The sequence below is a fragment of the Burkholderia sp. BCC1972 genome, from assembly GCF_905339605.1.
Taxonomy (GTDB): Bacteria; Pseudomonadota; Gammaproteobacteria; order Burkholderiales; family Burkholderiaceae; genus Burkholderia.
This window is the reverse complement of record NZ_CAJPGH010000005.1, coordinates 111591-125221: the sequence shown is the minus strand read 5'-3', so window position 1 is coordinate 125221 and position 13631 is coordinate 111591. Positions and strand designations below refer to the sequence as shown.

The 13631-nt window shown below is 54.7% G+C and carries 7 protein-coding genes; all 7 read right to left on the bottom strand.

From position 1 onward, the window contains the following. Position 1: 1 nt before the first annotated feature. On the bottom strand, positions 2-1060 hold the full coding sequence (gene rfbB / locus U5798_RS10030; protein WP_322081937.1) for a dTDP-glucose 4,6-dehydratase: 1059 nt from the start codon (positions 1058-1060) through the stop codon (positions 2-4). A 201-nt stretch (positions 1061-1261) separates the two neighbouring features. After that, positions 1262-2053, bottom strand: a complete 792-nt coding sequence (locus tag U5798_RS10025) for a hypothetical protein (protein WP_322081936.1) — start codon at positions 2051-2053, stop codon at positions 1262-1264. 257 nt (positions 2054-2310) lie between these two features. Then, on the bottom strand, positions 2311-6579 hold the full coding sequence (locus tag U5798_RS10020) for a rhamnan synthesis F family protein (protein ID WP_322082066.1): 4269 nt from the start codon (positions 6577-6579) through the stop codon (positions 2311-2313). A 1128-nt stretch (positions 6580-7707) separates the two neighbouring features. After that, complete coding sequence (locus U5798_RS10015; protein ID WP_322081935.1) at positions 7708-10767, bottom strand: hypothetical protein; 3060 nt, start codon at positions 10765-10767, stop codon at positions 7708-7710. 311 nt (positions 10768-11078) lie between these two features. Further along, entirely contained in the window at positions 11079-11732 is a 654-nt protein-coding gene (locus U5798_RS10010; RefSeq protein WP_069706525.1) for an ABC transporter ATP-binding protein, read from the bottom strand. An 8-nt stretch (positions 11733-11740) separates the two neighbouring features. Continuing rightward, complete coding sequence (locus tag U5798_RS10005; protein WP_322081934.1) at positions 11741-12535, bottom strand: ABC transporter permease; 795 nt, start codon at positions 12533-12535, stop codon at positions 11741-11743. Then, positions 12525-13631, bottom strand: a complete 1107-nt coding sequence (locus U5798_RS10000; protein ID WP_322081933.1) for a hypothetical protein — start codon at positions 13629-13631, stop codon at positions 12525-12527. The genes U5798_RS10005 and U5798_RS10000 overlap by 11 nt, the downstream gene beginning before the upstream one ends.

Below are 13631 nucleotides of genomic sequence, written 5' to 3'. Positions count from 1 at the left end.
GTTATTCTCCGTAGTGGCGTTCGATCCACGTACGATACTGGCCGCTTGTGACGTTCGTCACCCAGGCCTGATTCGCCAGATACCACTCGACCGTCTTGCGGATGCCGGTATCGAAGGTTTCAGCGGGTTTCCAGCCGAGCTCGCGCTCAAGCTTGCGCGCATCGATTGCGTAACGACGATCGTGGCCCGGTCGGTCCTGCACGAAGCTGACCTGCTCCGCATACGACTTGCCGTCATCACGCGGCCGCAGTTCGTCGAGGATCGCGCAGATCTTATGCACGACTTCGATATTCGGCTTTTCGTTCCAGCCACCAACGTTATAGGTTTCGCCAAGCGCACCATTGGCCAGAACAGTGCGGATCGCCGAACAGTGATCCTTGACGTAGAGCCAGTCACGGATCTGCTGGCCATCGCCATAGATCGGCAACGGCTTGCCTGCAAGTGCATTCAGGATGATCAGCGGAATCAGTTTCTCGGGAAAATGATACGGCCCATAATTGTTCGAGCAATTGGTCGTCACCACCGGCAATCCATACGTATGATGCCACGCGCGCACCAGGTGATCCGACGCAGCCTTGCTCGCCGAATACGGGCTGTTCGGCTCGTATGTATTGGTTTCGGTGAATGGCGGATCGTTCGCGCCGAGTGTACCAAACACTTCGTCGGTGGAGACATGCAGGAAGCGAAATGCACGACGCTCTTCTTCCACAAGTTCCGACCAGTAGGCGCGTACCGATTCGAGAAGATTGAACGTTCCGACAATATTCGTCTGGATGAAATCGCCGGGGCCGTGGATTGAGCGATCGACATGTGACTCGGCTGCAAAATTGATTACCGCACGCGGCCGATGCTCGGAAAGCAACTGCGAAACCAATTGTCGATCGCCGATATCGCCCCGGACAATGTGATGCCGCGAATCACCGTCCAGCGACTTCAGCGTGTCGAGATTTCCGGCGTAAGTCAATTTATCGAGGTTGATGACAGGCTCATCGGAACCGGCAAGCCAGTCAAGAATAAAATTTCCGCCGATGAAGCCAGCACCGCCCGTAACGAGAAGCATATATACTCCGCACAATTCCAAAAATCATTTCAAATTCGGCTTGCGACCACCTCATTTCCGTCCCTAGGTCACAAGTCGCACAACAGCAGAGGTCGTGTGAAGTTCAATTTCGCTTCGACCACAAGATGACAAAGAGCACTATTTCAATCCTGCGGTTCCGACATCGAGATGGGTCTTCCCGGCCGTACTCTTCGCATCAACTCACTCTACCTTGGGCGCGCGAAGATCGTTCATCTCCTGCTCCAGACGCCACTCGTAACGCAAAAGCGGCGCGATATCGTCGAGATAAGTTTTGGCTTCCAGAAAGGCGCGTTGCCAGGCTGGTGAATCAGGGACCCCGGATGCCGCCTCACTGAGCGCCGAATACAACGCCTTGACCTGTCGAGGCGCCGAATTTACCAACTGAAGATCATCAACGGTATAGCGAGTGTGCCGTAGCTTGTCGTCGAGAAAGGAAGACTCAAATTCCTCGAGTCTAGATTCAATCAATGGCAAATCAAAAAAATCGGATATGTTTTCAAGCTCTTGACGCGGCATGTCCATGAGGCGATCGTAGTCGATCAGTACCCGACGCACGTCTTGCGTCAGATTGAGTGCCGACACGACATAGGCGAGCCAAAGAATATAGGACTTCTCTACCGGAAAGCCATCTCTCCGCGCGAGCGACTGCACGACACTGATCGGATTTCGCACCGCAATGAGATACAAAACACGTACGCCGATGCAAGCGAAGACCGGTTTCCAGAATGGCAGCAGCCTGGCGAGCCGAGGATCCTTGACAGACAGGATCCGGTTCTCTCGGCATTTCGCACGCAACAAATCGATGGCGCGAACCCGAAACTGGTCAAGCTGTTCGGGCTGAAGGACGCCGAGATCGATAGGGGCCATCGAATGCCAATCTCCCCCAGCCGCATTCAACAGGTCGACATTGAGCGCAACTACGTCGAGATCCTCGAAAAATCCCTTGTCGTTGTTACCGGGAAGCGCGGGCATCAGATTGCTTCCGAATTCCGCTCCCAGCACGGCGGTAGCTCGCGTCAGTGTGCTGGTACCACTTCGGTGCATACCGAGAACGACGATAAGAGTCGGCGGACAAGAGTCGCCGGAATTATTAACATTCAATTGCGCCATAGATTTAGGTGCCATACCAGCATAACAAGACAATTGTGGGCAGAACAACAATCACTGTGATTTAAAAAGGCTTTCGAAATTGCTCCTTTGAGCAACTCCCTGATAATTTTAAATCGCCGTCAAAAGTACCACGATCTGGACACAGGCTCGGCAACCAGATCCATTCTGTTCTGCGCCAGTCCCGGATGAGATGCCGGATCGCTATCGAGCCATCGGGCCCATCTCGAAAGGAACAACGCCACCTCCGCACCATTCGGAATGGTTTCTCCACGCGAAGCTTTCTCGGCATGGGTGAATTGCGCGTCCGGATTGTAAACGATACGGTAGCCAAGATTTCGAATCCGCAAACAAAGATCGACGTCGTTGAATTCGAGAGTGAACCGTTCGTCGAAGCCATTCAACTGGCTGAGAATGGATCGTCGCGTCGTGAACACGGCGCCGGTAACGACTGACCATTCCCGCTGCGCCAGAGCCCAATTCTGGTAGGTTTTGGCATCTGCCGGCCATCCGAGCCATGCGTGGGCGATGGTGCGAAGTGTCGGGAACATGCCGGCGTGCTGGATATGGCCATTCTCGAAGTAGAGACGCGCGCCGACACCGCCGACACGTTCGTCAACTGCGAAGGTAAGCAGTGCAGCAAGCCAGTCCCTGCCGACCGGAACGACATCGTCATTCATGAAGACGACCTGTTCGTCCGTTGCCGCCCGCCACAGCTGATTCATCTTGGCTGCGTAGTTGAAAGGCTCGCCGGCATCCCGTACCGTCTCGATTCGTTTCAACCGGAACGGCCATGCTCGATTCATCCAGTCGGGACGCCCCGCTATGTCATCTCCTACGATAACCGTCAGACGGTCCATGGCCCACCGAACCTCGGAAATACCTTCCAGCAGCTGCTCGATGTAGCTCACATCCGCTCCGACCCGAGCGGTTCGGCAAGTGGGGATGACAATGGTCACCGGGGGATAGCCGATATCCGCGAAGCGGCGGCGCTGGAACAGCAATTTGCTCACTGGTTCGTCGGAAAGCCCGATATCGGCAAACCCCTCGAGCGACGACAGCGCGGCGAGCCGCGCACCATTGTCCGCGGCTGGACGCTTGCCCTCGAAGCCGAGCAGGACCTTGGGGATGCGACTGATTGCACCGCCAGCTTCAGCGACACGCAGCACGACGTCATAAAGCACCGCCGTTCCGCGCAGCACGTTCAACCCTCCGATTGCCGTTAGCGTTTTGCGTCGGATCGAAACTGGTGCGCCAATGTAGTCCTGTGCGACAAGCAGCGTCGGATTGAAATCCGGCTTCAACCGAACACGATCCAGTGGATCTTCGTCTGCGGCGACATCATCGGCATAGAACACGACGACATCGGGGCGGTTGGCGGCTGCACTCAGAAATGCCTGTTTGGCATCAGGAGAAATGCGGGCCTCACCCGGGGCGAAAATCAACCAGTCGTCGGGATCGCCATCGGCAAGCGGTGCCGCGGACCATGAGAGGTCATCGGCCAATGGGACAGGAATCAGGCCATCGCCTGGCGCAAAGTCCGCGAAGCGTCGAGCCGAGGCAACGTTGACGGAAATGACCGGCGGCGGCGGCGGAATATCGACAACCAAGTGACCGGATGGGCCGGCAGCACTGGCCGCAGAAGCTGCGATCGACGCAGCAAAGCTCGCCTCAACCGCGCGTGCCACTGTGTCATACGACAGAAGCTGTTCGATATTCTTTCGAGCGGCCTCGTTCATCGTGCGATCACCCTTCGCGATCGCCGTCGCGGCCTTGACAAGCGCTACGGCGAGAGCGCTTTCGTCGACCTTGCCCCAACCGTGACCGGCCAGATAGTGGCCGTGGTCCTCTTTCAGTACCCAAGGCGCAGCCTTTACGGGATAGCCGCAGTCCGAATTGACAAAGTCTCGCGTACCGCCAAAATCTGTCGCGACCACGGACTTGCCGAGCGCCATGGCTTCCGCAACCGTCAGACCGAACCCTTCCGAACAATGGGGTGACGCATAGATGTCGGCGGCAGCCATCAGGCTGGTGACTTCATCCGCGTGAAGCGAAACTTCCAGCAGCTTCACCCCCGGCGTGCTCGTGGCCAATGCATAAAGCGCTTTGCCTGCGTCCGGGCGGTCGTAAAGATGCTTTGTCTTGAGAACGAGATTCCAGCCTTGCTTTGCCAGCCCGGATTCCCTAAAGGCGCGTATTAATCCCTCAGGATTCTTTCGAATCAGATAGCTGGCCGCATCGAAAATATAAAGAATTACGCGATTCTCCGGGTCAATTCCAAATCGCCGCAGAATCGAATCCCGACCCGAAGCAATCCGCGTCGGCACACGAACCGGATGATGGATGACGTCGACGGGAACCTTGACTTCAGCAGAAAAGACATCAGCGCAATATCGGCTCGGCGCCCAAATGCGATCGACCGAGTGCAACTCTTTTTGCCAGGCCGGCGGAATGCGATCCGTTTCCCAGACCCAATAGCCGATCCTCTGCTTGGCGGACTGAATGATCTCGCGCTGCTCGTCCGTCAGCACCTCCCAGGAATCCGGGTTGAGATGAACGACGGCAATATCAGGAATCCCCACGAAATCCAGTGTCTCGACGGCCGGGCAAATGAGCCGGTGAACATGAAACGGCTTGGTCACCGGATAGGCGTTGAGCTGAACATTCGTGTGCCTCAACGTGCAAAGCATTTCTCGGCTCGCCGCCCCCAGACCGTTCTCGTAGTTCCAAGGACCGAAATAAGCCACGCGCAACGGATGATCGTTGGTAATCGCCTCGTACTCCCTGGCATTGACGAGCAGCGCCTCGTCGGCATCGGCAGGCTGACGCGCCACGTCCCCGGCACGGAGTGATGCTCGAACGAGATTGACATCAAAGCCGGCTCCCGCAAGTACCTGCGGCCAGTTCTCATGTATCTCCTGAAGCATTTCGGACTGGTCGGTTGCCTCGGCAAATCGTTTGAGCAATATCTCGATCTTGATGAACGGAAAGCCCTGGTCGATCAGTTCACGCCAACTGAAAAACGTCGGATTGACAGGAGAGGATCCACTAAACAGTGCACTCACCGCTAACCCGGCCTTTCGCATCTGCATCGCGAATGGCATTTCATAGACGCGAATCGCATCGCCTTCATTATCGATCCGCCGGACGTCGCGTATGAAGTGCTGAAAAACCCACGAGCTGAGCGCCCTGGGTTTGACACCCATGAAGTGGCTCTCTACATGCCAGCCATGTTCATGACTCGCAGTAAGGCCAACGATATCGGAGGGGCAAGAGCGGACGCGGTCCATCATCTCGAGGAAGGTCGCGCTATCTGCAGTAGGAACGATGCTGTCGTTGGTCATGACCAACAAACTGGCGCCAAACAGGCTGGGACAAAGTTGGAACGCATGGGCCCACGCGCCGAAGTCGTAGCCCACGTTGTCACGAACGATGATGCCATCTGCGGCCGCAACCTCGTCATCGCGCAATTCCAGTGGTCGATAGACGACAACGACAAGCTGGACCTTCAAACCCGCCCCTTGCAACTGCTGAATATACGGCAGCACATGCGGCTTCAATCGTCCCGCTGGAGCGTGGGTAACAAGAAGCGCGGCCTCGCCACGAGGCGCGAGGCACATTTCCTTCACGATCACGCTTCGCGCTTCCGCCACCAGCCCACCGTAAAGTTGGCGTGCGTTGGTTGCTCGTCCCTCCTGTCGCCCAAATTTTATGTAGTGAACAAGAGGATTCAATCCAGTACCGGATACGTCTGGGTATGTGAGTAGATAGAAATTCGTATCGAACTTCGGGCCGGGATTTCGATTTTCTCGAGTGCCATTGACCACATAGTGCAATAACGGATCGACTCCCCCCTCCTGCACGTCGGGATACATCATGCAATACCAGTCAGGGTCGAATATTCCCTCGACCTTGTTTCGTTCGCTTCGAATTTCTTCCTCATCGACCCCCAACCAACCGGCCAATTCTTCTGCTTCTTCAGAACCACGCGCCCTGGAATTCACGGGAACAGACGGTGCCCTTTGCTGCCTGCCAGCATGATTGGCGCGCGCTCGTGCCTTTCGATGAGCGGGCGTCACACCAAGCTCGGAATCGAACAGCGCGAGCCGCCACCCGCCAAGGCGACGCGATTTGCGAAAGCGGGCAACCGCAATCGAAAGGCCGGGCACACTCTCCCAATCGGGCCTTACTTCCGCCGATCGGATCAACTGATCCAGGATCGACATACGAGAGTGGCCTTTGCGCAGACGACCGGAGTAATATGCCAGCCCGACGGCATCCACCGCCCGCTTGAACAGCAACTTGAATGCAAGGCTGACAAATAGCTCGTCGCGCGCCTCCATTAGATGATCTATTGAGACGAGATGTCCTTCATCGCCCGCGCCACTCATCTTAGTCACCGAACATTCCCATTAGATTGAATCAACAAAATTGCCACTCACCGAAATTCATTTCAGTCAAACACTTCGCCGAACAGACGGTCATGCTGATTGCTTGGCTCGTCTCACGACTCGTCCCGGCCACCGGCCGCCACGTACGACCGAAATCAGCGGACCCGTCGGGGCTTTCGAGCAACGATGTCGCTCTCCGAACAGCGATAGCTGTCGCGCCATCGAGTGCGTCGAAGTACGAGTCGGCGCCACCGCGGAATGCGCACCCCGGCGCGTTACCGTCCATTGTTCCCGCGCTGGTTCCGAAACCGCCACCTCGACTCCGTTTCCGCGCGCCATCGCATGCGGCGCCATTACACGACCGCGGCGCAGTACAGGCTTGCGTGGAAAAATATCCAGGACGTGGCACGCGGCAGACATCGAGTCGTTCATCGCGGAGCGACCGCTCCCGCCACAGCCGCGGGCATCGTGGAAGGCGTTCGCCGGATAACCCTGCCACGATGAGATATGGTAGATGAACTTTGAAGACGTCCATAGGGCAGCCTGAGCGCACGTGACGAAGCGCCGGCCATTGAAGCGGAAAAGCTCGGCACGATGCCCCGCGCCAGCACACATGAAAACGCCTGGACGAGAAATGCGAGGGAAAAGTTGTGCCCGGCCGCCAGCCACCGTGCACTCAAGGCGGTACGCGGAAACTCGCAGCGCAATCCAGCGCTCGCCGCCCAATGGAGCGAGGCACGGATCCGCTTGTGGATCGCGCCACGTTTCATGTCGTCAAGTATTCTTCTCGCCGTCGCATGACATGACGCGAGGGTTTGACCGGGAGCGCTGCGCGCCTGCCTAACCTGTTCCCCGAGCGAACCTGGCATTCGCGGTAAATCTGCTGCGTTCGGCTCATGGAGACAATCCGACATACAGGTGAAAGGTCCGGGAAGCGAGGCTTGCTTTGGATCCCGAATGGCCTCGACGATCGTCGCTTCACAGCTTCATCCACAAGACAGGACGCCATCTCATTTGCACCCTGCCCGTCGACTCACCGCCCAGCACTCCCCGGAGTTAACTAACGATATATCGGATCTACCCGATATCGTGCACGGAGAGCGTACCCCGCACACGAAATCATTTAATTCACATCTTCACAGTGTCGCGTTTTTCGAGAAGATTTCTCGAAACGAACCACAGCCCGTCGATGTATTTTTTCTTAGCCTCGATAATCCCGGCGCAATCAGATTGAGCCAGACCAAGTTGAGCGGCATCCATCATGACTGCCCGTTCGATGTGTCGAATTGAATACAGATAGTCCTTTACGGAAGAAAATCTCACGATCCCGAAATTTTGGAACAAAGCTTCCGCCTCTTCCGTCCCTCTCTTGAACGACTCCGTGGGGTTGCTCGTGTAGTCGTGGGAATGAAACACGACAGCACCCGGGCAATACGCTCGAGAATACCCAGCATCGAGCAATCGCTTCGCGATCCCTTGATCTTCCGCAAACTCGACGCTCGGGAAACGGTAGTGCCTGAGCAAATCCCCCCGATAGGCAGCGTTGTTGTCACTGTTGAAGCACAGTCCGGCCCTGAAGAATTGATCGCTTTGATATCGATCGCCCCAGCGCCTTCTGTCCGTCAAAATGCCAAACTGCATCCCAATATTGCCGAAATGCTGGGAAAGGTCGTAATCGTAAATCGGATGGTGCTGCGGATAGGCCCGATGCGCCCCAAACGAGTACCCGCAGTCCGGCAACATGGCAAGCGGAGACACCAATGATTCCAGCCAATATTCGGTTGCCGGAAGCGCATCCTGTGTCAGATAAGCGTAATAATCCGCTTGATGCAACTCCGCCCCGAGATTGCGAGTGTCGCCATGCTGGAACTGCGACACATCAATCGCATGAACCTTCGCCAAACCGAGTCTTTCGATTTTTTCGATGACCGGAGATACTTCCCCGCCTTTCCGCGTATCGACAATTTGAATTTCGGTGTTGTAGGACGTCAATTGCCCGTGTATTGCCTCAACCACTCCTTCGAAATCCATATCTGGGTAATACGTAGGTATGACGACACCGACACTCTTTTTCACAACGACAGCGGGAGCGCCGCGATGATTCGGGCTCAATTTTCCATCAAGCCAGCTCGACAGTTTCTCGAATTCGCTTTCCCATGAAATTGAGCGTGCGAAGTTCATGTACTCACTGCGGAGCTCATCGAATTTCGATTGATCAAGATTCTTCGCCAACGAAAGGATTTTCCCGACGACTGCTTCGCTCGTAGGCGCGACAGATATCGCCCCGTGAATATCGGTAGTTTTCTGCGTCGACTCGGATCTCGGCTGAATGACGATTGTTCCAGCCGCCGCCAGTTCCACCGGCAAGATCGAATAGTTGGTCGCCGAAGCCGCAAGGCCAAATTTCGCTCGCTGAAACAACTCCGCCATCTGTTGAACGCTCAGTATCCCAGCGTTCGTGACAGCCGACGACACACGAGGCCCCGGCTCGTCGTCGCCGAAAATTACAACCTCGCCCATTCCTAACCTGGAAAGTCGATTTGCCACGTCGATCATCAAGTCCGAACAGCGTCGATTCGTATGCCCGCGGACGTATATGACTGCGAGGATATCGCGCTCCTCCAGTTTGGGATCCTTTTTCTGGAAAACCGACTCCGCGCACAATTCAAAATGCGTGTGATCACCTTCCTGATCGGAAATCAGCGATTCAAGCCAATTCCCTGCACACACAAAGTCCAACCCCATCTTGAACGTGTACTCGGCGCGAAGTGCATCCGTTCCCGCCGGCAGGAACAGACTTTCCCTGTCCTGCAGAAAATACAGCCTGACATTCGACTTCACATTCTCGGCAACGGTATATACGGTTGTCCAGGCCGTCGCGATCAAGAACTCGTTCTCAATCGACTTGAACCCGCTCTCCATCAGGCGGAAAGAGACATTCGTACTCGGAAAATGGCCGATATATTCAGAATACAGCGCATCGATTTGAGCGCTATTGGTCGCGTCATCGACCCAGAACACCGACTTCCAACCCAGCCGCGCCAACGTTCTAGCGCATCTAAAAATGGTCGTGTGTCCGCCTCCCCCCTTCGAGAACAGCGGAATTACCCAGTTCAGCGTTTTCGTACCGGCAGATTTTGCGGATTTTTCGTACTTGGCTTCCGCGTAGCCGCCTTCACCTTCGAGCGGGTGCAACTCTTTTTTGCCCTGGGCTGACTCACTCAACCCCAGCCAATGACGAACCCACTCGATTGCCGAGTGATAGTTCAGTCGTCTCGCCCCAGCGGCGACCGCTTGCGACGGAAAATGACCCGTCAACATGCCAATTGAAAGGAAATGCTCAAGCGCGGAATGCGGCCAACGCTCCAGGCTCGACGAATATTTTTCCTTGTAGTAGGACGGATCAAAAAATCTGGACGGCTGAGCACGCTCGGTTTCCCCGAACACCATATAGTGCTCAAAGGGATCCACACCGGCATTTTTCAGATCCGGCCTATTTTCGAGATAAAAATCTGAATTGAATTGGAAAAATTGGCGAGCCGCGGCAATTTCTTCCGGAGAGTAGATTTTACGTGATTTCTCGAACGGGATATCCACTCGGGAAAACTCCCGCTGCTCCGCATGACCGTGTGACACATAATGTAGCAAAGGGTCAGTCAACGTGTGAGCGACATCCGGGTTGAATTTCCAGTAACTAATCGGCGAAAATTCAGCATTCGGAGCAAGCAAATTGACCCTGCCAACCTCCTGATAATGCCGGACCGGTTGTTGGTCATCTGCCAGATTATAAATCTTGGCATACCAGTCAGCATTGAACTCGACAAAGGCACCTACCTCGGAGAATCCCTGCTCTCTGTAGCTTCTCTGTTCCGCGATGCCATACTGCAGATAATGCAGCATCGCATGCCAACGACTCCACGACTGAGGCAGATCACTGTTCAGCAGGATGTATTTTTTCCAATCAAAATCATTTGGAATATTCGACACGCTCAGATTGAGCGACTCGGTCAGATCCGAGAACGACGAGTGTGTTCTTTTCCCGTTGCCACGATGGCGAACCCCGAAAATATTGCGGACGTGTCTCGTGAGGTTATTGCTGGCACGCCAGTGATTGACGATCTCACCATCGCTCAGATCTTTGATTTCCGGATACCAGTCACGATAAAATTCAAAATCCACTCGCTTCACGAATTTCACTCCCGCAATTTAATTATAAAACCTGGAATAGCGACAGAGCGCCTCCCCGCCGCTTGCGAGGAAACCAGCTCTACGTTGTCGCATCCGTTCCAATCTTCGTGCGAAAAGGTCTTCCACACTGAACAATCGATTACAAATCGGATGCAGCCTTACAAATTCGGTTCGTTCCCTCTACAAATACCCGGGCCACATCCACCAAGTATCCAACCGACTGCCGAACTTGATGTGACGCGCTCCTCCCTCGCAAGAATCAGCGGACACATTTCAGGCAGTCACCTACAGAAAACAACTCTTCCACGACGTTAAAGCGATTCGTAGATCCGAATCGCCTCGTCAACTGTTTCACAAGCCTTCAGCACACCATTGTCAAGCACCGCAGCATGGCTGCAGTGATTCCGGATAAGATCTGTCTGGTGCGCAACGATAATCATCGCTCGATCACCGCGCTTCTCGAACAATTCGACATTGCATTTCTGATGAAAACGGTGATCGCCAACGGACATCCCTTCGTCGATCAAGAAACAATCAAATTCGATCGACATCGAGATAGCAAAAGCCAGCCTCGAAGCCATGCCGGAAGAATACGACTTGACCGGTTCGTCAAGGTACGCACCGAGCTCGGCGAAATCCTCGACCAGGTCGAGCGCTTTTCGATAGTCGACGTTATATACACGAGAGATCAGGCGTACATTATCCTTGCCCGTCAGGCTGCCCTGGAATGTGCCGCCAAATGCCAGCGGCCACGATACGGACATAGACTTGACGACCTCACCGGAATGCGGTTTGTCAGAGCCGCTGATGATACGAATCAACGTCGATTTCCCGGCACCGTTGCGCCCGAGAATCCCCCACCGCTCGCCCGCCTGCACACGCAGGTTGACGCCTCTGAGCACTTCGCGATGCGAACGCCCGTGATGGATTGAGTAACGTTTGGTGACATTGCGCAATTCAATCATGCTTCACCTCAGTTCAACTGCACGCGCCGAATGGCGACGTGAGCAATCGAAAGCGCAAAGAGTGTAAAAAACGTCAGCACGGCTACGGTATAGTCGAGATAAAACATCGTCGGCATACGATCCCCGTAATATCCGTAGTGGAAATACTCCACGGCATCGATCAAGGGAAAATACGTCATCAACTCACCTATTTTCGGCGGAAGAACATACGTGGGTATAAAGACCCCCGAAAACGGAATCATCAGATACAGGATGATGTGCGAAACCCGCTCTATCGCCTCGCTCAATTCCGACAATGCCGCCATGGTCATGACGAAATTGAACGAAAACCAGACGACAAGAAGATACCCGAGAATCATGCTCAGCAAATCAGCCGGGAATTGGCAAATACCAATTACGACGAGCACAACGTACAACACCAGGAATGAAGCAGCCGCCCCCGCAAACTCGAGGATGATCCGCGAATATAATATATCGATCGGACGAATCGGCTTGTGGTGCAGCAATGCGCGATTGAATTCGATGGCCTTCATCACTCGGCCGGTAGTATTCCGCCAAAGGAGCAAGGTTGGATAACTAACAGCCAGATACTCAGCTACCGAATACCGCGTCGTCGTTTCGGTATGACTGAAAATAACCATCACCCCGATAACGAACATAGCCGGCTCGGCCATTATCCACAGCACGCCCAGCCCCTCTCGGCCGAAGCGCGTGATCATTTCGCGCATCACCAACGCCCAGATTACTCTGACCTGGATGCGCAGTTGATCCGTGAATGTCGGGGGACGGTGATCAACGTTCATAGTGTTCTTTCACTCCACCGATAACGATGGTCAGCACGCCCCACAGGACCAGGCCAAGAAGGAACGTCGCGAGAATCGCTCGCGCACGGCGCGGATTCATCGCGTGATCCGGCAAACTGGGTTCGGAGATACGCTCGAGGTAGAGCTGCTTTCGCTCGGCTTCGACGCGCGCCTGATCCAACAACGTTATGGCGCCCGCAAGAATCTTGTCAGCCACATCCTTTTCCAACGTCAGACGCTGGAACTCCGCAGCCTTGCTGGCTAACGAGGCGCCTTGGCTACCGGCAACGTGCTGGCTCACCTGATCGATTGCCTGTTGCAGCAACTTGGCACGATCCCGCAAAGTCGGCAGCCCCGGGTTGGCAGGCGACAGTCGCTCCATCTGGGCAATCTGCACACGGGTGGCAATCAGATCGTCCTGCAATTTCCCGACCTGCTGCAACGGAATGGTGGACTGGCGCTCAGGATCGATTACACCCGCATTGTTCCGATAACGTGCCAACGCCAATGTGGCGACGCGATTATTTTCCTTGGCGACGTCGACGTCGTGTTGGGCAGTATTGATCAAGTCAGCTCTGGCTCGCGCGTTCATCTGGTTGACGATTCGCTCGCCCAGCTCCAGGAGGCGCTTGTTCATGCTCCAGGCGAGACGTGCGTCATACGCATTGGTGCTCAACGTCACAATCGGAGAATCGGCATCGACTTTCGCATCTACGATTTTCTTGCCATAGTAAAGATAAAACTCTTCCAGACTTTCATTAAAGCCAAGGATGGAAAATCGATTCACAAAATCGATTGATCCTTTTTGAAATTCTGATTTTATGTGCTGCTCTCGATCCAGAACCATCATCGCATCACGCGAGAGAATGTATTTCTGAACTGTATACGCACTCCCTTCAGGCTGAGAAAATCCTCCGACACCTTTCAGCAGCCCACCCAGCCCTGCAGCGCTGGATTGCTGCGGGCTGCGAATCAGAAAACTGCTGACGGAAGTGTATTCATCACTAGCAATCAAACCAAAATAAATAATCGCAATACTGGTAGGTATGACGACCGTTATCAAAAACAAACGATTAATGCGCTTCAGAAATTTCAT